The organism is Gordonia heveisoli (assembly GCF_030315745.1).
Classification (GTDB): Bacteria; Actinomycetota; Actinomycetes; order Mycobacteriales; family Mycobacteriaceae; genus Gordonia.
In genome coordinates, this window is sequence record NZ_JASXSH010000004.1 from 231,469 (window position 1) to 250,170 (window position 18,702).

The 18,702-nt window shown below is 65.2% G+C and carries 16 protein-coding genes; 6 read left to right on the forward strand and 10 right to left on the reverse strand.

The features are described 5' to 3' along the window. Window positions 1–50 precede the first annotated feature (50 nt). Window positions 51–695: a TetR/AcrR family transcriptional regulator gene (locus QSJ18_RS05595; RefSeq protein ID WP_286325289.1), complete on the reverse strand. Its 645-nt coding sequence runs from the start codon at window positions 693–695 to the stop codon at window positions 51–53. A gap of 215 nt (window positions 696–910) precedes the next feature. Here QSJ18_RS05595 and QSJ18_RS05600 point away from each other — a divergent pair, with 215 nt between their 5' ends. After that, the gene (locus QSJ18_RS05600) at window positions 911–2,554 is read left to right on the forward strand and encodes an FAD-dependent oxidoreductase (RefSeq protein WP_286325291.1); all 1,644 of its coding nucleotides are present in this window, start codon (window positions 911–913) and stop codon (window positions 2,552–2,554) included. A gap of 85 nt (window positions 2,555–2,639) precedes the next feature. Here the strand turns inward: QSJ18_RS05600 and QSJ18_RS05605 are convergent, their stop codons facing one another. After that, window positions 2,640–4,097 (reverse strand): aldehyde dehydrogenase family protein, encoded by a 1,458-nt coding sequence (locus QSJ18_RS05605; protein ID WP_286325292.1) that lies wholly within the window; start codon window positions 4,095–4,097, stop codon window positions 2,640–2,642. A gap of 212 nt (window positions 4,098–4,309) precedes the next feature. Between QSJ18_RS05605 and QSJ18_RS05610 the strand changes: the two genes are divergently transcribed. The 3 genes from QSJ18_RS05610 to QSJ18_RS05620 all read left to right on the forward strand — a co-directional run bounded on the left by QSJ18_RS05610 (window position 4,310) and on the right by QSJ18_RS05620 (window position 7,056). Next, on the forward strand, window positions 4,310–5,302 hold the full coding sequence (locus tag QSJ18_RS05610; RefSeq protein WP_286325293.1) for an enoyl-CoA hydratase/isomerase family protein: 993 nt from the start codon (window positions 4,310–4,312) through the stop codon (window positions 5,300–5,302). Between the two features lie 81 nt (window positions 5,303–5,383). Next, window positions 5,384–6,346, forward strand: a complete 963-nt coding sequence (locus QSJ18_RS05615) for a hypothetical protein (RefSeq protein ID WP_286325294.1) — start codon at window positions 5,384–5,386, stop codon at window positions 6,344–6,346. Beyond that, entirely contained in the window at window positions 6,343–7,056 is a 714-nt protein-coding gene (locus tag QSJ18_RS05620) for a hypothetical protein (RefSeq protein WP_286325295.1), read from the forward strand. The genes QSJ18_RS05615 and QSJ18_RS05620 overlap by 4 nt, the downstream gene beginning before the upstream one ends. Window positions 7,057–7,237: 181 nt before the next feature. Here QSJ18_RS05620 and QSJ18_RS05625 read toward each other — a convergent pair whose 3' ends face one another. Genes QSJ18_RS05625 through QSJ18_RS05660 form a run of 8 tightly spaced genes read right to left on the reverse strand, consistent with a single transcriptional unit; the run spans window position 7,238 to window position 16,013 of the window. Then, complete coding sequence (locus QSJ18_RS05625; RefSeq protein WP_286325296.1) at window positions 7,238–8,650, reverse strand: MCE family protein; 1,413 nt, start codon at window positions 8,648–8,650, stop codon at window positions 7,238–7,240. Beyond that, window positions 8,647–9,783: an MCE family protein gene (locus QSJ18_RS05630; RefSeq protein WP_286325297.1), complete on the reverse strand. Its 1,137-nt coding sequence runs from the start codon at window positions 9,781–9,783 to the stop codon at window positions 8,647–8,649. Before QSJ18_RS05630 ends, QSJ18_RS05625 begins: the two co-directional genes overlap by 4 nt. A 2-nt stretch (window positions 9,784–9,785) precedes the next feature. Continuing rightward, window positions 9,786–11,123 carry an MCE family protein gene (locus QSJ18_RS05635; RefSeq protein WP_286325298.1) on the reverse strand — a complete coding sequence of 446 codons (1,338 nt, stop codon included), beginning with the start codon at window positions 11,121–11,123 and terminating at the stop codon, window positions 9,786–9,788. Further along, window positions 11,123–12,148, reverse strand: coding sequence for an MCE family protein (locus QSJ18_RS05640; RefSeq protein ID WP_286325300.1), 1,026 nt, complete (start codon window positions 12,146–12,148; stop codon window positions 11,123–11,125). The genes QSJ18_RS05635 and QSJ18_RS05640 overlap by 1 nt, the downstream gene beginning before the upstream one ends. Then, the gene (locus QSJ18_RS05645; RefSeq protein WP_286325301.1) at window positions 12,141–13,166 is read right to left on the reverse strand and encodes an MCE family protein; all 1,026 of its coding nucleotides are present in this window, start codon (window positions 13,164–13,166) and stop codon (window positions 12,141–12,143) included. The genes QSJ18_RS05640 and QSJ18_RS05645 overlap by 8 nt, the downstream gene beginning before the upstream one ends. Continuing rightward, window positions 13,163–14,323: an MCE family protein gene (locus QSJ18_RS05650; RefSeq protein ID WP_286325302.1), complete on the reverse strand. Its 1,161-nt coding sequence runs from the start codon at window positions 14,321–14,323 to the stop codon at window positions 13,163–13,165. The genes QSJ18_RS05645 and QSJ18_RS05650 overlap by 4 nt, the downstream gene beginning before the upstream one ends. 7 nt (window positions 14,324–14,330) lie before the next feature. Next, entirely contained in the window at window positions 14,331–15,194 is an 864-nt protein-coding gene (locus QSJ18_RS05655; RefSeq protein ID WP_286325304.1) for an MlaE family ABC transporter permease, read from the reverse strand. Between the two features lie 6 nt (window positions 15,195–15,200). After that, window positions 15,201–16,013 carry an MlaE family ABC transporter permease gene (locus tag QSJ18_RS05660; protein ID WP_462475988.1) on the reverse strand — a complete coding sequence of 271 codons (813 nt, stop codon included), beginning with the start codon at window positions 16,011–16,013 and terminating at the stop codon, window positions 15,201–15,203. A gap of 540 nt (window positions 16,014–16,553) precedes the next feature. Between QSJ18_RS05660 and QSJ18_RS05665 the strand changes: the two genes are divergently transcribed. Next, entirely contained in the window at window positions 16,554–17,753 is a 1,200-nt protein-coding gene (locus QSJ18_RS05665; protein WP_286325305.1) for a cytochrome P450, read from the forward strand. Between the two features lie 34 nt (window positions 17,754–17,787). After that, window positions 17,788–18,624 carry a mycofactocin-coupled SDR family oxidoreductase gene (locus tag QSJ18_RS05670; protein WP_286325306.1) on the forward strand — a complete coding sequence of 279 codons (837 nt, stop codon included), beginning with the start codon at window positions 17,788–17,790 and terminating at the stop codon, window positions 18,622–18,624. Window positions 18,625–18,702 lie beyond the last annotated feature (78 nt).

Genomic DNA, 18,702 nt, shown 5'->3' on the forward strand with positions numbered 1-18,702 from the left:
TCAGTCGGCGACTCCGGCGCCGAGTGGTCCTCCCCTCCCCTAGGGGTAGGTCAGCGGGTGATGCCGTGCGCGCAGAAGTCCCACACTTCTTCCGCGGTGATGCGCTGGGTGTGTGAGTTGGTCGTCGCGGGCTGCGCGATGAACATGACCGTCTGCATGGTCATCGAGGCGATACGACGCGGATCGGCGCCCGGACGCAGATGTCCGGACTCGCCTGCCTCCTCGAGTAGCTCGCTGAACAGTTCGAACAGCGCGATATGCGCCTGACCGACCTCGACGGGATGGGAGATCAGCAACTGGGCACCGAATTCGGTGAACAGCGGCCGCTGCGCCACCGGATCCGGCTGACACAGCTGATAGAGCAGTTCTACCGCGACCCGCAACTTATCGATCGGCTCGTCGTGAATCTCGGTGGCCGCCCGGATCTGCGCACTCATCCGGGAAACCGCATCCTCGTACAGCGCGAGGAGCAATTCATGTTTGCCGTCGAACTGAAGGTAGAAGCTGCGCAGCGACTGCTTGGACCGATCCACGACCTCCTGGACGGTGAAGTCGGTGGTCCCCTTCTCGACGATAATCGCCTGCGCAGCGTCGAGGAACTTCTGAACTCGTTGACCCGCACGCTCTTTGGCTGTGCGTAGCGAGCGCTCCACGGCGCGCTGCTTCCATGCCGGCTCATCGCCACCAGCGGTCATGTCAGATCGTCCTCGACCCGGCGCCACAAAGCCATCGCGCAATCATATCTGACCGTTTCCCACTCACCGGACCTGCATCCGGTCCACACACGTCATCGAGGCCGCTCACCGGCGAGAATCCTATTCTCGTGTAGAGAGATCTTCACTTACACTACCGATATGAGAACACACACCGACCGGCACACGGGGCCGGATTGGCAAGTGAGGACGATCCCATGGCCTACGTGATCACTCAGAACTGCTGCAAGGACGCGAGCTGTGTCTCGGTCTGCCCGGTGGACTGCATCCGCCCGACGGAGAATGCGGGCACCGGTACCGGGCCGCAGATGCTGTTCATCGATCCAGACACCTGCATCGACTGCGGCGCGTGCTACGAGGAATGCCCGGTCGAAGCGATCCACGCCGATACCGATCTGCCGCCCGAACTTGAGCAGTACGCCGAACTCAACGCCGAATACTTCCGCAAGAATCCCCTCGAACCCGGGCCGATGCTCCCCTATTCCACCCATCCGGCGGTTCCGGCCGGGAGCCTGCGGGTGGCGATCGTCGGAGCCGGACCGGCCGCCTGTTACGCGGCCACCGAACTGCTCGCCGTCGGCGGCGTCGAGGTCGAGATGTTCGACCGCCTGCCCGTACCGTTCGGCCTGGTCCGGTTCGGTGTCGCGCCCGACCATCAGCACACCAAGTCGGTGGTGAAGATCTTCGAAAGTGCTTTCCGCAACCAGCGTTTCACCGCCCACCTCAACGTCGACGTCGGCACGACCATCGACCACGACCTGCTGCTCGCCAACCACCATGCCGTCATCTATGCCGTGGGTGCACCCGACAGTCGGCAACTCGGTATCGCGGGCGAAGGTCTGCCCGGTCATCACCCGGCCGCGGATTTCATCGGCTGGTACAACGGCCATCCCGACTTCAGCGAGCTGAGCTTCGACCTCACCGGCGCCACCGCTGTCATCATCGGCAACGGAAACGTCGCCATCGACGCCGCCCGCGTCCTACTCATGAACCGAGATACGTTGGAGCAGACCGATATCGCAGAGCATGCGATCGAAGCGCTCAGCGAGAGCGGTATCGAGGAGGTCATCCTCGTCGGTCGACGCGGTACCCGGGAGGCCGCCTATTCGGTGGGCGAGTTCCTCGCCCTCGGGCATCTCGACGGGATCGACATCGTCATCGAGACCGATGACCTCGAACCCCGGCCCGATGACGATGTGGAGACCGCGGCCAAGCTCGCCGCGGCCCGCGAGTACGCCGCACGCCCACTCCGCACGGGGAACAAGCGAATCGTCTTCCGATTCATGCAGTCCCCGACCGGACTCCACGGGGATGGCCGCGTCACCTCAATCCGGCTGGCCACCAACACAATCGACGAGCAGGGCCGCGCTGTCACCGGCACCGACGTCGAGGAGGTCCCGACCGGCCTGGTGCTACGTTCCATCGGCTACCGCGGACGTCCGATGCCCGGACTGCCCTTCGACGACGTCGGCGGCGTTATCCCCAACGACGGCGGGCGCGTCGTCACCGACGGCACGACTGTACCCGGCGTTTATGTGACCGGATGGATCAAGCGCGGCCCCCGCGGTGTCATCGGCACCAATCGTGCTTGCGCCGAGGAGACCGTAACCGCCCTGCTCGAAGACTTCGATGCCGGGGCGCTGCCGGGTGCCGTCGGCGATCACGACGCACTTGTCGCGGCCATGACCGAGCGGGGCGCCGATCCGATCGGGTGGTCGGGCTGGCGCGCCATCGACGCCGAGGAGAAGGCACGGGGTTCCGAATCAGGAAGGCCCCGAGTGAAACTGGTGAGTGTCACGGATCTGCTGGCGGCCTCCTCCACATTCGCTCGTACCCCCTGATTCAGCGCCCACCAGACAGACACGACGAGAACGCCGTCACCGGATATCCGGTGACGGCGTTCTCGTGGATCGCGTCCGAGACGAACTACATCTGTGCCCAGACCGTCTTGGACTGCAGGTACGTGTCGATACCGGCCTTGCCCGACTCGTAGCCCCAACCGGACTGCTTGTAGCCACCGAACGGCATCGAATGGTCGAACTGCAACTGGCAGTTCAGACCGACGGTGCCTGCCTTGAGCCGCTTGGCCAGTCGGTGTGCACGCCCGAGGTTCTGGGTCCACACCGTGCCCGCGAGACCGTAGGCGGTGTCATTGGCCAGTGCGATGGCCTCGTCTTCGTCGTCGAACGGCAGAATCGTCACCACCGGACCGAAGATCTCCTCCTGGAACAGTCGGCTGGTCGCCGGATCGACGTTGGTCGCGACGGTCGGATGGACGAAGTAGCCCTTGCGATCCAGGCGATGTCCACCGGTGACGAGTTCGGCGCCGTCCGCGCGTCCCTGGTCGAGGTAGCCCATGACCCGGTTGAGCTGGCGCTCGCTGATCAGCGGGCCGATCATCACACCTTCGTCCTTGGGACCGCCGAGTTGCAGGTTGTCGGCGATGGTGGCGATACCCGCAACCACGCGCTCGTAGACACCTCGCTGCGCGAAGATCCGCGAACCCAGCATGCACACCTGGCCCGAGTGCAGGAAGCATCCAAATCCGGCCATCGCGATGGCCATGTCCAGATCGGCGTCGTCGAAGATCAGGACCGGTGACTTGCCACCGAGTTCGAGGGTGACCTTGTTGAGGTTGCTGGCGGCCGACGCCCGGACGATCTCGCGGCCGACCTCGGTCGAGCCGGTGAAGGCAACCTTGTCGACGTCGGGGTGCGCGGTGATCTGCGCACCGGCGGTGTGCCCGTATCCGTTGACCAGGTTGACGACTCCCTCGGGGATGCCGGCCTCATGCAGGATGCGGGTCAGCACGAGCGCCGACAGCGGGGTTTCCTCGGCGGGCTTGACCACTGTGCTCGACCCTGCGGCCAGTGCCGGGGCCAGCTTGGCACAGTAGTTGAACACCGGGCCGTTCCACGGGAAGATCAAGCCCACAACGTCATACGGCTCACGCAGGGTGTATGCGTGCATATGCGACTCGACGCCGGTCAGGCCACCGGTGTTGACGTCACGGGCGATGCCGTCGATCTTGGTGCACCAGCCCGCGTAGTAGCGGAACCATTCCGAACCGACCCGGGTGATCACCTTCGCCTGCGATGCCGGGATTCCGGCGTTGACCGACTCCAGATCGGCGAGCAGGTCGGCATTCTCGTCAATCAGATCGGCGATCTTCCACAGCACGCGCGCACGGTCGTAGTCGGGCACTCCCGACCAGACGCGGGATTCCGCGGTCTCCTTGGCCCGCGACACCGCGGCGTCGATCGCCTCGGGGCCACAATCGGTGAACTCGGTGATCTGTTCCTCGGTGACCGGGTCGACGATGGGGATCGTCTCTCCCGTACCCGGGATCCCCCGGAGCTCGTCCAATACCGACTGAACCGACATGTCGTCCCCTTCGCTGTATTCAGGATTGATGTGATGAAGATGGTCCGGCGATTTCGGACCGCTGCGCGCCGACGCTATGACCGACCCCGGTCGGTGTCCACCACGCGTCCCGTTGGCCGGAAACAACTTTGAGGATCGGTTCGCAACATCTCGACACCGATTCCGCGCGGGCGGTATGACATAGGTGTGAGCATCAGCCGAATCGCGTCCCGATGACCGCCGCATCCGATGTCATCCGTGTTGTCGACGCGGACGCCCCTGCCGACCTGGAACTGCCCTCGGTAACCGCGCTCGCGCCACCCGTCGTCGCCGTGGCCGACGACCCCGAGAGGCTCGCCTCCACGCACTGGCTCGACATCGCGTCGTTCACCCTGACCGAACGGCCGACCAGCGATCCCCGTTGTGTTCGTGTCGATTCCATCGACGTCGCGGTTGCCGACCTGACCGCTCGCATCGCAGCCGCCCCGGTGAGTGCAGCGGTGAACGCCGACGTCTTCGCCTCCGTGGACACCGCAGGCGACCCTCGCCGGGCACTCGTCACCGAGTCGTTGGCGTACTCGACGCTGCAGTCTGGCTCCGAGTTCCGGCGCTGGGCCGATCAGCGCGGACCCGTCCGCATCGAGCCGCCAACCCAGACCCCGCCCGTGCTCTACCGCCGCGCGGGGAGCGCCCTGCACATCACCTTCAACCGCCCGCATCGCCACAACGCCTTCACCGACTCGATGCGGGCAATCCTGCTGGAGGCACTGACGGTCGCCGCTCACGACCCGACGATCACATCGATCAGCCTGCGCGGCGCCGGGCGCTCCTTCTGCAGCGGCGGTGATCTGGCCGAATTCGGCGCCTTCGCCGACCCGGCGGCGGCACACCTCGCTCGCACCCGGCACAGCCCGGCGCTCGGACTCGACCTGCTCCGCCGCCGCCTGGGTACTTCCACCCGCGCCTACCTGCACGGGCAGGTGCTCGGCAGTGGGCTGGAGATGGCGAGCTTCTGCGGCCACCTGACCGCCGACCCCCACGCGCGGTTCGGGCTCCCCGAACTCAGCGTCGGGCTCATCCCGGGCGCAGGCGGCACCTATAGTGTGCCGCGGCGAATCGGCCGGTGGCGAAGCTGCTACCTGGTGCTTTCCGGGGCGGTGCTGGATGCCGGAACCGCGCTCGAGTGGGGGCTGGTGGATGCCATCGAGGCCTGTGCACCCGCGTGAGAGTGCCATTCTCATTTCCAGACTATGGTCTTTTCTTGCGTGGTAGGGTCGCTCTCAAGCAACCGACGACCCGGGGCAACCATGACTCTCCTGCACCATCCGGACGCGATCGCCGACGAGTACGACGAGCTCGCGCTGGCGGAGGCCGAGGCCGCCGCGGCCGAAGCCGAAGCGGCCGCCGCACGCGCCCGAGCCGAGGTCGCTCGCGCGCGTGCCCGCGCCAACCGGCAGCGCGCCGCCGCGACGACGTCCGACGACAGCACGGTGACGACGTCCGACGACAGCACGGTGACGACGCCCGCAGACAGCACGGTGACAGCGCCCGGCGAGACCGCGTCCGCCAGCGGCGAACCCACCGCTGACAAAACCACCGCCGACAAACCCCGCGGCAAGACGGGCAATACCGCTACGCCGACCGGGAAGAAGCGCAAGGACGCGCCGAAGCCGGAGCACGCGATCGCAACCACCGCCGATGACACAGTTGGCGACTCCACCGATCGCCCAGGACGTCTGCGGCGGCTGGCCACCCGAACCACCGCGGTCATCCGAGACCGACGTCGCCCCAGTCGTCGCGCCGTGGCGATCGCGGTGATGGCCGTGGTGAGTGTCGCGGCCCTCGCATTCACCGGATACGCGAATTGGAATCACCACGAGGCCACCGCGGAACAGACTCGCGCGCAGGAGTTCTCCGACGCGGCTGCGCTCGGCGTCACCGCCATCACGTCACTCGATTTCACCCATGCGCAGCGCGACGTTCAGCGTGTCCTCGACCGCTCCACCGGAGAGTTCTACACCGACTTCAAGAACCGCTCGAAGGATTTCGCATCGGTCATCGAGAAGTCCCAGGTGACCACCAAGGGCAAAGTGACCGGAACCGCGGTCGAGTCCCTGAGCGGCGACACTGCCGTCATTCTGGTTTCGGCCACCTCTGACGTCACCAATGCCGCCGGCGCGCAGCAGGAACCGCGCATGTGGCGGCTACGCGTCACCGTTCAGGACGTGAACGGCACCAAGAAGATCTCGAAGGTGGATTTCGTACCATGACCAGCGAACAGGCGAAGGGCACCGACACCGACACCGACGACCCTGTGGTCGACACAGACGTCGACACCGTTACCGATGCCGATGAAGAAGCTGCCGACGATATCGACACCGATGTCGACTCGGGCCCAGTGGCGTCGGACGACGAAGGCGGAACCTCTTCCGGTACAGGAGATCTCGCTGCCGGGTGGTTCTCCGCACTGCGGCGACACATCACTCGTGAACAATTGCGCGGACGCGCGGTCCCGTTCGTGGCGGCCACGGTGATGGTTGCGAGCGTCGCAGCTGCGGTCACCAGCTATGTCACCGTCTTCCGTGAGGACGAGGCCACCGACACCGAGGCGGTGAGCGAGGTCGTCGGCGCGGCGAAGGACGGCACCATCGCCATCCTTTCCTACTCGCCGAAGACCCTCGACGCCGACTTCGATCGCGCGAAGAGCCATCTGACCGGCCAATTCCTCACCTACTATCAGCAGTTCACCGACAAGGTGGTCAAGCCGGCCGCCACCCGCAACGGCATCACCACCACGGCGACCGTCGTCCGCTCGGCCGTCTCCAGCATCTCCGCCGACCATGCCGAGGTTCTGGCCTTCGTCAATCAATCCACGGTCAGCCGGGTCAAGCCCGACGCCGAGGACAGTTCGAGCAGCGTCCGGGTCTCCTTACAGAAGGTCGACGGCACCTGGCGCATCAGCAACTTCGACCCGGTGTAGCGCCATCCGGCCAGCGCACCTCGCACCCCGCCCTCACACCGAGGCCGGGGTGCACTGCTGTCGGGATTCACCCTATTCTTGCGATTTCGATTGCCGCACCCACGCCGACGCGCCCGCAACCTGACATGGTCGCGGACGGCGTCGAACTCGTGGTGACCTCGCGCTGAGACCCCGGGTGGGATCAGCGCGGCATCATGCCCTGCCACGATTCCGGCCGGGGCCGGCCAAGGTCGGTCTGCCGGTAGGTCTTTCCGTCCGGACCGACATAGCTGCCGTCGGCCGGATCGTATTGCGCGGCCATCACCGTCGGCCCGCCATCGCCGCCTGCCCCGTAGGACGAGGGGTAGATGCCCTGTCGTTCGAGGTTCGGATCGCGCGGATACGGACCGATCAGCGGCTGGCGTTGCGCCAGCGGACGGTACTCCTCGTCGCTGTTGCACATCTTGGCCGTCGGTGCGCGCTTCCACGGTTTGTTCGCACAGGGGATGTTGCGCGCACCGCGCACGCCCAGCGGACTGGACTGCGGCAGTTTGCAATACAGATCGCTCGGGGTGTCGATCGTGCTGACGTCCTCCGGTGGCCGCCACTGTGACGGCGGCAGAAAGCCGACGGTGCAGGCCGGCGGATCCGAGATGCCGCTCACGCGGAAGTCGCCGAGGCCCCACAGCGTGCCGTTGTTCTTGGGCTGCACGGCTTGGATCATCGAGATCGCCGGGGGCAGCAGCACCAGCACCTGTTCCAGGCCCGCGTTATAGGTCACCAGCAGTTGCCCGACCGAAGTGATGTTGCCCAGCAGCACCGGCAGTGTCAGCTTGACCGAGTCGAGCGTTTTGGTCACCTCGTCGGCGAATCCCGGTCCGTCCGCGAGTAGTTTGCGCACCTGCGGCGTATTGGTCACCAGCTGGCCGGTGACGCGGTCCAGGCTCGACGTCCAGATCCGGATCGCATCGGTGCTCTGGATCTGAGAATCGACCAGCGGTAGCGCATCGTGGATCAAGGTTCGCGTCGGCATCGCCACGGTGTTCATCTCGGCCGAGATCGTCGAGCCTGAGTCGAGCAGGCTCTGCAGGTCATACCCTTGCCCGCCGAGTCCCTCGTTCAACTCGTTGACCAGGGTGAACAGTTGCTGCTTCGGGATACTCGTCACCAGTGCGTTGAGCTTCTCCAGCATCGGCGCCACCGGCGCCGGAGTCGCCACGTTCTCCGCCCGGATGACCGAACCGTCCTGCAGGTAGGGACCACTCGACGTTCGCGGTCGCAGATCGACGTACTGCTCACCGATCGCCGACATGCTGCGGATCTGTGCGTCCAGATCGGCCGGGATACGTTCATCGCTGTCGATGGACAGTGTGGCCCGCACCCCGGTGTCGGTGAGCTCCACCGCGGTCACCCGCCCGACGTCGACGCCGCGATAGCTGACATTGCTGAATCGATAGAGGCCGCCGGTCACCTCGGATTCGAGTGTGACATTGATTCGGCCGATCCCCAACGGCGCCTGAACCTGCATATAGGTGAACAACATCATCCACGAGGCAATCAACCCGACGACGGTGAAGATCGCCAGCTGGGCCTTGACCAGTTTGGAGAGAATCATCGGCCACCTTGCCGGGGTTGTGCCAGCGGTCCGAACAGCGGATCGTGGCGTGGCTGCTGCTTGTAGCCCGGGTCCTCGGGTGCGAACGGCACCGTCGCGTCGGGGTCTCCGAACGGGGTCCCGAGCAACAGTTCGCGACGCATGCGCGGCACCGTGAGATCGACGGTGGCGTGCAGGTTCATATAGTCGCCGCGCACCGCACGGTCGATCACGCTCTGTCCGTACGGAAAGACGAGAGCGTAGTCGAGGGCCGAGTCGATCTTGTACCCAACATCGGCCAGGGCCTGCAGGGTCGGCTCCAGATGCTGCAGGTCGGCGACGAGGTCGTCGGTCACCTCGCCGACGACGCCGGTGGCGGTGTTACTGAAGACCCGCAGCCGGTCGAGGGCGTGGGTCAGATTCGGCATCTGCGCCTGCAACACCGCCAGTCCGGGCGGAATCCGCTGCAGCGCTTGCTCGATCACCTGGTCCTGCGCGGCGAATCCGGTACTGACGCGCCGTGTCTGATCGAGCAGCGCGACCAGATCGTCGCGCTGGCGATCCAGCGTGCCGATGAATTTGGTCATGTTGCTCAGCAACATGCGGGTGTCGCCCTCTCGACCACCGAAACCGTCGTTGAGCTCCTTGATGATTCCGCCGAGCTGGCCGAGCCCGCCTCCGTTGACCACCGAGGAGACCGAAGCGAGCGTCTCCTCGGTCGACGGATAGGACGACGAGCGGTTCAGCGGTATCCGTGCGCCGGCGGGTAACCGGCCCGCGGGTGCGACGCCGGGGGGCGGGTCGAGGGCGATATGCATAGATCCGAGCAGGCTGGTCTGCCCCACCTTCGCCACCGCATTCGCGGGCACCACCGTGCCCTGCCGCAGACGCAACTCGACTTCGGCGTGCCATCCGCGCACCCGCATCGGTCCCACGCTGCCGACCTCGACATCGTTGATCATGACCGGCGAATTCTGCGACAGCGTACCGACGTTCTCGATCTCAGCGGTGATCGAGAAGTCCTGCGACGAGGTGCCGACGGTCCCCGGCAGCGCCACCGAATTGACTCCGTTCCAGCTACATCCGGTGGCCAGCAGACCGACGCATAGCAGCGCTATCACCGCCCAGACGGAACGGGAGCGGTTGCGGCTCATGGTCATCGCGGTCCTCCCGGCCGGGTGGGCGTCGGTTTGGTCGTCGATCGCGGTGCACCTGTGTGGGGTGTCCGTGTGCGGGGTGCCCGGGACTGGGGTGCGACGGCCGAGCGACGCTGACCGGGCAGCAACAGCTCACGCCGATCGCGTGCGGTCCGCGCAGCAGGTGTACTCGGCACCAGCGAGGGCTCGGAGTAGATGAGGTTGTGCTTCGGGTCGACCGTGGTCGGTCCGAGTACCGGATTCAGCGGCACCGGAAGATAGTTGAAGCTGAGCAATGGGGCTATCGGCCCCAGATACTCGCGGCATCGCTTGGCGCCCTCGGCAGCGGTCAGGTTCTCGATACTTGCCACCGACGAGCAGATGAACTGGATCGGATTCGAGAAGTTGTTCACCGTGAAGACACCTTGCTCGGTACCGGTGTCGGGGTTGTAGATGTTGTAGAAGTTCGACATATTCGTCGGGTAGGCGTGCAATAGCTGCTCGACGTCGTCGTGTTGATCGGCCAGCACCTGAGTCACCGAGGCAAGCCTGCGTACCTGTTCGGAAGCCTTGTCCCGGTTGGCGATCACGAATCTCTGCACATCGGTGACCGCCCTGGACAGATTTGTCAGCGCCGCGTCGAGATCGGAGCGGCTGCCATCGAGCACCGACGACAACGAGGCCAGTCGATTCTCGAACTGCACGATCTGGCTACCGCTGTCGCTGACCGCGGTGACGAAGGTCTGCAGGTTGCGGATGGTGGCGGAGATGTTGCCGCTGTTCTCCGACAGAGTTCTCCCGGTCGCCGAGAGTTGCCGGAGCGCATCACTCAACGTCGCACCGTTGCCCTCCATCGCATTCGCGCCGGCGGCGACGAAATTCCCGACGGTGCTCTCCGACATGCCGTTCGCCGGACCGAGATCGGTGGCCAGCTTGCCCAGTTGCTTCTTCACCTCGTCCCACTCGACCGGGACCGCGGTCCGCGACTGCGGGATGGTGGCGCCGTCGGCGAGCACCGGACCCGAGGTGGCGTACGCCGGGGCCAGTTGCACGAAGCGGTCGGCCACCAGGTTCTGCGCGATGATGATCGCCCGAGCATCGGCGGGGATCTTGATCCCCCGATCGACATCGAGTTCCATCCGGACCGTCTCGCCCTGTGGCTCGATGGCCGTGACCTTGCCAACCGCCACCCCCGCGACCCGCACGTCGTCGCCGACGTAGATGCCGGTCGCCGAGGTGAAGACGGCGTTGATCCGGGTCGGCTTGGTGAGATGGCGGTAGCCGAGCACCGCCCCGGAGACTGCGATGACCACGAGTAGCGCAGCCGCCCCGATCTGTAGCATTCGGTGTCTCGACATCACGGAGCTCCCGGGAGCGGTATATGCGACTTCGGTTCGATGCCGAAAGCCTGATCGATGAAGGGCTGGAGTAGCGGACCGGGAATCAGGTTCGCCACGTAGGCCTGATAGAACGGCCCCGAGGACACCGCCTCACCCTGCGTCTGAGAGGCTTTGGTCAGACCGGGCAGCGTCTCGGAGATGTTCTTCTTGTTGCGTTCGAGCATGGCGGCCACCGCGTTGAGTGCGTCGAGCGCCGGCCCGAGCTGTTTCTCGTTGTCCGCGACGACCTTCGTCAGTTCCTTGGCCACCACGGAGGTATTGACCAGCAGCGACGAGATCGCCTGTCGGCGCTGGACGAGTACGTCGAAAAGCAGGTTGGCGTTGAGGATCAGCGCGTTGATCTTGCCTGCCCGCGCGGCGATGAGCGCACTGACATCGCCGGTCGCACCGAGGAGTTCACGCAGCGACGAGTCACGCTCGTTGAGGCCTCGGGCGATGTCGGCCAGGCCTGCGAACGTCGGCTTGAGATCTGGCGCGACATCGTTGAACGTGGTGGTCAGGATCTTCAGCGAATTGTTCAGCGACTGTGTGTCGATGCCTTTGGTGTTCGTCGTCAGATCGTTGACCGCCTCGTTCAGCGAGTACGGCGACGACGTCCGGGTCACGGGAATGACATCGTCGGCGCCGAGCATCCCCGGGCCCGACGGCACCACCGTCACCACCCGTTGTCCGAGCAGGGATCCGGTCCTGATCTGTACGGTCGTCGTATCGCCGAGCCGAGTGTCGGAGTCCACCGAGAAGCTCACCCGCGCATTGCCGTCGACGAGTTCGACCTTCGACACCGTGCCCACTCGAACTCCGGAAACCATGACCACCGCACCGGCGTGAAGGCCGGCGGCCTCCTCGAAGTCGGCCTGGAAGGTGTTCGAGGTCATCCACCCGCTGAACTTCGCCGCGTTCAGTCCGACCAGAATCACCATCACGATGAGTGTCAGTCCGACACAACCGAATCGGACCAATCCGCTGCCGCGGTACTTATACATCGTCCGCGCACCTCCCGTGCGTCTGCTCGACCCACGGCAACACGATGACCTTGCCGGTCGGATCCGACACCCGAACGGTCACCGCGCAGACGTAGTACTGGATGAAGTTGCCGTAGGTGCCGGTGCGCACCAGCTTGCGCATATTGCCGGGAGCCCGATGGAGCGCCTTGTCCAATTTCGGCAGGTCACTGGCCAGTGCCGGGGCCAGCCGCGACAGTTGATCGACGCTGCCCGCCAACGACGGACGGGCCTGCGTCAGCAACGTTGCGACCGAGGCGGTTCCGTTGTCCAGGGCGGTGATCGCCGCCCCGATCGGATCGCGCTGACGGGACAGTTCGGCGATCACCGCGTCAAGTCGGTCGATCGACTCACCGAATCGTTCCCCGTTCGAGTTCAGGGTGACCATGACCTTCTTGAGCTCGACGATCACCTTCTCGATGACGCCGACATTCTCACCCAGGGTGGTGAACAGTGAGGAACTGCCCTCGAACAGGGCCGAGACCGTGCCCCGCTGGCCCTGCAGGATGTCGAGGATCGACGAACTCAGCGCGTTGACCTGCTGCGGCTGCAGGCCGTCGATGACCGGCTTGAGCCCGCCGAGCAGCACATCGAGGTCCAGCGCGGGTTTGGTACGCGCCGCGGGGATCTCACCACCGGCGGGCAGCGGTGCGGTCGACTGCCCGGCGGTGATCTCCAGGAAGCGATCGCCGACCAGGTTCAGGTAGCGGACCGCGGCGCCTGCGTCGACCGGGATGGCGATGCCCTGGTCGACGTCGAAGGTCACCCGCACACGCTGGTCGTCGCCGAGGTCCACCTCGTCGACGGTGCCCACGCGGACGCCGGCGATCCGGACCGAGTCACCCGAGCGCAACCCGGAGACATCGGTGAACTCGGCATGATAGGAGTCCGTATCGCCGGAGCGGAAGTCGCTGAACACCACCAAGAGCACCCCGGCCACCAGCAGCATCACCAGTGTGAACACGCCGAATTTCACGGCATCGGCACTGACACGTTTCATCGCGGCGCTCCATCCGGAATCGGGCCGAACAGCATCTGGCGCAGACTGTCCACGTTGAGTTTGACCGTGCGCCGGTCCTCCTCGAACGGATTGGCCCCGACGTCGGTGACCACGAACGGCGGTTTCTCCTGGAACCCGACGTTGAGTACCGAACACTGCGGTCCGCCCTTCGCGGCGACCTTCGGGAGATTCTTGGGGTACCGGTACGGGTCGACGCCGAAGAGGAAGTTGGCCGACAGTCCGAGTCCGGGTACATCGGCGGGCGACGAATTCGACAGCCAGGCAAAGCCGTTCAGCGTGCAGGTCAGTGCCTGCCGATACTCGTCGGTGAGGGCCAGCGTCGGGACCAACACCGAGGCGGTGCGAGCGAGCTTGGTCCGATTGTCGGTGAGGATGCGGTTTCCGGTGTTGGACAGACCGATCACGCTGGTCAGGAAGGCATCGAGCTTCTGTTCGTCGGTGACGACGGTGTCGCTGATGCGGGTGGCGTGTTCGACGGTGCGCAGCAGTGGCGCACTGGTGTCGGCGTAGACCTTCATCACCTCCGGTGTGGTGCGCAGCAGCGCCCGCATCGCAGGCAGACCACCGTTGACGGTGCCGAGGTAGCCGTTCAGGTCGGTCAGCATCTGCCCGAATTGGTCACCGCGCCCGCTCAATCCGGTGGAGATGGCACTCAACGCGGCATTGAGCTCGGCGGGCCGGATCTGGGACAGTACCTGCGTCAGTTCCTCGAAGACCGTATTGACCTCGATCGACACATCCTCGGTACCGAGTTCCTGGCCGTCCTGCAACGGATCCGCAGACGGGCTGGGCGGGCTGACGAACTCGACACTCTTCGCCCCGAACACCGTCGGCGCCGCGATATTGACCCGCACATTCTGTGGGATCATCTTCATCTGATCCGGCTCGATCGCCAACTCGATGGTGGCACTACCCGGTTGGTCGTATTCGATACGAGCCACCCGCCCGACCGTCACGCCCCGCATCTGCACCTTCGCGCCCGGCTCCAGCACCAGGCCGGCACGGGGAGCAACCACACGCACCGTATCCGAGCTCGTCGTCGCGCCGGTGAACATGGCGGCCGTCAACGCCACCAGCCCCACGACGAACAACACCATCCCCGCTCCGGCCAGTGGCCGGATGACTCCGTTCGACATGCGCCCCTCAGCCCGACAGATTGAAGTTGCCGTTGGAACCGTAGATGGCCAGCGCCACGAGCAGCGTCACCAGCACCACGGCAACCAGTGAAGTCCGGACCGCGTCTCCCACCGCGACGCCCACCCCCGCCGGACCACCCCGGGCGTAGTACCCGAAGTACGTGTGTATCAACAAGATCAAAAGCGCCATCGCGAATGCCTGCACGAACGACCACACCAGATCCAGCGGATTCAGAAAGGTGGTGAAGTAGTGCTGATACAGACCCGACGACTGGCCGAGCAGCAACACCGTGGTGAAACGGCAGGCCGCGAACGAGGCGATCAGTGCGATGGCATACAACGGCGCGATGACGATCATGCCGGCCGAGATACGCGTACCGACGACATAGGCGATCGGGTTGATTCCCAGCGACTCGAGGGCGTCGATCTCCTCGCTGATGCGCATCGCACCCAGCTGTGCGGTCGCGCCGGCACCGAAGGTCGCGGCCAGGCCGATCCCCACGATCACCGGTGCCGCGATGCGCACGTTGATGAATGCGGCGAGGAAGCCGGTGAGCGCCTCGATACCGATGTCACCGAGCGAACTGTAGCCCTGAATCGCCAGCATGCCGCCGGTCGCGAGGGTCAGGAACCCGACGATGACCATCGTGCCGCCGATCAGCGCCAGATTGCCCGAACCCATACTGGTCTCGGCGATCAGGCGGATCGTCTCCCGCCGGTAGTGGATGGCGGCATGCGGCACGCTGCGTAGCGCACGTACATAGAAGACGGCATGGTCACCGAGTCGACCGAGCGCCCCGACGGGTCGGCGGATCTCCCGGGCCAGCCGCGGGAACCGGACACTGGGGGACTGAGAAGACAGTATCGACATGACATTTCACCTCGCCGTCAACTGGACGCCGATGGCGGTGATCACCACGTTGACCACGAACAGCGCCATGAACGCGTAGACGACGGTCTCGTTGACGGCGTTACCCACCGACTTGGCGCCGCCGGTCACGATGAGTCCCCGGTAGCAGGCGACCACCCCTGCGATCAGCCCGAATACCAGGGCCTTGATCAGCGAGATGATCACCTCCTGTGTCCCGGTGAGCAGGGTGATGCCCGCTGCGAACGCCCCCGGGTTGACGCCCTGGACGAACACCGAGAAGACATAGCCTCCGCCGACGCCGATGAGGCAGACCAGACTGTTCAGCAACAGCGCCACCAGGCCCGACGCGAGGACCCGCGGCGTGACCAGCCGCTGGACCGGGTTGATGCCGAGCACCTCCATCGCCTCGATCTCTTCCCGAATGGTGCGTGAACCCAGGTCGGCACACATCGCGGTGGCTCCTGCCCCCGCGACGATCAGCACGGTGACCATCGGGCCGATCTGGGTGACTGCCCCGAAGGCCGCGCCGGCACCGCTGAGGTCGGCGGCGCCGAGCTCGCGCAGCAGGATGTTGAGGGTGAAGCTGACCAGCACGGTGAACGGAATCGCCACCAGCAGAGTCGGAACCAGCGACACACGGGCGACGAACCAGGACTGCTCCAAGAACTCTCGCCCTTGCCATGGGCGTTTGAAGGCGAATTTGAACGCGTCGGCGCCCATCATGAACAGACCGCCGACCGCGCGCAACGGCCCCGACGCGTACCTGGCCAGCTGGCCGGTGACCGCCGGAATTCCCCGATTGACCCCCGACGCCGTCATCGGCACACATTCGCCGGCCGGCGGACAGCTGCCACGCGGTCCCGGTACCCGTCCATGTCGCGGTACCCGTCCATGTCCCGGTATCCGTCCGTCGGGCCTCCCACGCGGCGATCGACCCGCCGGCGCCGAGCCGCTGCAACGCTGCGCGTGCCCATGGTCCCTCCCTCTGGAAATGCCATTCTCGCCGATTGAGAATCAAGCTAGCTGAAATGTGACCTGGGATACAACCAAGCGTCCCACTCACCCGAACCCGAACCCGACCAGATCGGCGAATCTGCAGGTCGGATACGACGTTCACGCCGCACCCTGCGGTCACCGTCCACCACGTCGACCACCGCACATCCTCGACCGCGTCCGGCCGACCCCGCTCCATCACCAGCGAGAATACGCCTCTCATTCTTGAAGAGTGATAGTTGCGGCGACGAAGTATTTGCTTCACACTGAGCGGGCGCGCCGGCTTCTAGAACCTTTCCGGCGCCAGACGAGTTCCACGCAATACGCAGTCCGCGCGAGAGGCCCAAACCTGTGACGAGCAGTCCTGTGACAAGTGCGAAGGCGAGCGACGTTCGATACGACCCCTATGACGTCGAGCTGAACGCCAATCCCTATCCGTATTTCAAAGCGCTCCGCGAGGAGGCTCCGCTGTATTACAACGCGGAGCACGACTTCTACGCGCTCAGCCGCTACGAAGACGTCAACAACGCCCTGACCGACTGGGAGACGTTCAGCTCATCCCGAGGAGCGATCCTGGAGCTGATCAAGGCCAACATCGCCATCCCGCCCGGCGTGCTGATCTTCGAGGATCCGCCGATCCATGACATCCACCGCAAACTTCTTGCGCGAATGTTCACCCCGCGCAAGATCTTCGGACTCGAGCCGCAAATCCGCGAGTTCTGTGCGGCCGCCCTCGATCCGCTCGTCGGTACCGGCCGAATCGACTTCGTCAAGGACATCGGCGCACAGATGCCGATGAAGGTCATCGGGATGCTGCTGGGTATCCCCGACGAGGATCAGGAAGCGATCCGCGACTTCGCCAACGACCAGATGCGCACCGAAGAGGGCAAGCCGATGAAGGCTGCCGAGGAAGGCATGGTCAGCGGGGACATCTTCGGCGCCTACATCGACTGGCGCGCCGAGCATCCGTCCGACGACATCATGACCGAACTGCTCAACGTCGAGTTCGAGGACGAGACGGGTACGGTGCGCCAGCTCACCCGCGACGAGCTGCTGACCTACGTCAACGTCGTGTCGGGCGCCGGAAATGAGACGACCACACGCCTGATCGGCTGGGCCGGAAAGGTTCTCGCCGAACACCCCGACCAGCGCAGGCAGCTTGTCGAGAACCCGAAGCTGATCCCGAACGCGGTGGAGGAACTGCTGCGCTTCGAGCCGCCCGCACCCCATGTCGCGCGATATGTCACTCGCGACATCGAGCTGCACGGCAAGCAGGTTCCCGAGGGCAGCGTCATGATGATGCTCATCGGCGCTGCCAATCGCGATCACCGACAGTACGCACCCGACGGCGACGTCTTCGACATCCACCGCAATGCGAAGCAGCACTTGACCTTCAGTGTCGGCACCCACTACTGCCTGGGCTCGGCACTGGCACGTCTGGAGGGCCGGATCGCCTTGGAGGAGATCCTCAAACGCTTCCCCGAATGGGAGGTCGACCTCCCGCAGGCCTCGCTGTCCCCGACTTCGACGGTACGCGGGTGGGACACCCTGCCCGCAACGTTCTGACCCCCTGAAACCGATATCCACAAGGAGTATTCCCATGACCGGAAGAGTCGAGGGCAAGGTCGCCTTCATCACCGGCGCCGGACGCGGCCAGGGCCGTGCCCACGCGGTCCGCCTGGCTTCGGAGGGCGCCGACATCATCGCGGTCGACGTCTGCGATTCGATCGACGGAGTCCCGTTCGCGCTGTCCAGCGAGGAAGACCTCGCCGAAACCGCGGAGCTGGTCAAGGCGCAGGACCGCCGGGTCCTCACCGCCAAGGTCGACGTTCGTGACCTCGCGGGCCTCACCGACGTCGTTGCCGCCGGTGTCGAACAGTTCGGCAGACTCGACATCGTCGCCGCCAACGCAGGCATCGCCACCGGTGGCCAGTCCCTGGAGGATATGGACACCAAGACCTGGCAGGACATGATCGACGTCAACATGACCGGTGTCTGGCACACCGCGAAGGCGGCCATCCCGCACATCGTCGCCGGTGGCCGCGGCGGCTCGATCGTGCTCACCAGCTCGGTCGGCGGCATCAAGTCCTACCCGTTCTGCGGCCATTACGTCACCGCAAAGCACGGTGTCGTCGGGATCATGAAGACATTGGCAATCGAGTTGGCACAGCACAATATTCGCGTCAACTCAGTGCACCCCACCCAGGTGAACACCGCGATGATCATGAATGAGGCCACCTACGGCATGTTCCGTCCGGACCTGGAGAACCCCGGCCCGGACGACTTCGCACCGATCTCGCAGATGATGAACACCCTGCCGGTGCCGTGGGTCGAGCCCGAGGATATCGCCAACGCCGTGCTGTTCCTGGCCTCAGACGAGTCGCGGTACATCACCGGCGTGCAGCTCCCGGTCGATGCCGGCGCCTGCCTGAAGTAGCGGATTCGTGACCGATGCGGCGGGCGCGGGGGCCCCCCCCCCCCCCCCCGGGGGGTGGGGGGTTTATGAAAATAGAGG

Excerpts from the sequence above, each read along its gene's own strand:
- QSJ18_RS05595 (WP_286325289.1), bottom strand. The coding sequence starts at position 695 with ATGACCGCTGGTGGCGATGAGCCGGCATGGAAGCAGCGCGCCGTGGAG.
- QSJ18_RS05600 (WP_286325291.1), top strand. The coding sequence starts at position 911 with ATGGCCTACGTGATCACTCAGAACTGCTGCAAGGACGCGAGCTGTGTC.
- QSJ18_RS05605 (WP_286325292.1), bottom strand. The coding sequence starts at position 4,097 with ATGTCGGTTCAGTCGGTATTGGACGAGCTCCGGGGGATCCCGGGTACG.
- QSJ18_RS05610 (WP_286325293.1), top strand. The coding sequence starts at position 4,310 with ATGACCGCCGCATCCGATGTCATCCGTGTTGTCGACGCGGACGCCCCT.
- QSJ18_RS05615 (WP_286325294.1), top strand. The coding sequence starts at position 5,384 with ATGACTCTCCTGCACCATCCGGACGCGATCGCCGACGAGTACGACGAG.
- QSJ18_RS05620 (WP_286325295.1), top strand. The coding sequence starts at position 6,343 with ATGACCAGCGAACAGGCGAAGGGCACCGACACCGACACCGACGACCCT.
- QSJ18_RS05625 (WP_286325296.1), bottom strand. The coding sequence starts at position 8,650 with ATGATTCTCTCCAAACTGGTCAAGGCCCAGCTGGCGATCTTCACCGTC.
- QSJ18_RS05630 (WP_286325297.1), bottom strand. The coding sequence starts at position 9,783 with ATGAGCCGCAACCGCTCCCGTTCCGTCTGGGCGGTGATAGCGCTGCTA.
- QSJ18_RS05635 (WP_286325298.1), bottom strand. The coding sequence starts at position 11,123 with ATGTCGAGACACCGAATGCTACAGATCGGGGCGGCTGCGCTACTCGTG.
- QSJ18_RS05640 (WP_286325300.1), bottom strand. The coding sequence starts at position 12,148 with ATGTATAAGTACCGCGGCAGCGGATTGGTCCGATTCGGTTGTGTCGGA.
- QSJ18_RS05645 (WP_286325301.1), bottom strand. The coding sequence starts at position 13,166 with ATGAAACGTGTCAGTGCCGATGCCGTGAAATTCGGCGTGTTCACACTG.
- QSJ18_RS05650 (WP_286325302.1), bottom strand. The coding sequence starts at position 14,323 with ATGTCGAACGGAGTCATCCGGCCACTGGCCGGAGCGGGGATGGTGTTG.
- QSJ18_RS05655 (WP_286325304.1), bottom strand. The coding sequence starts at position 15,194 with ATGTCGATACTGTCTTCTCAGTCCCCCAGTGTCCGGTTCCCGCGGCTG.
- QSJ18_RS05660 (WP_462475988.1), bottom strand. The coding sequence starts at position 16,013 with ATGACGGCGTCGGGGGTCAATCGGGGAATTCCGGCGGTCACCGGCCAG.
- QSJ18_RS05670 (WP_286325306.1), top strand. The coding sequence starts at position 17,788 with ATGACCGGAAGAGTCGAGGGCAAGGTCGCCTTCATCACCGGCGCCGGA.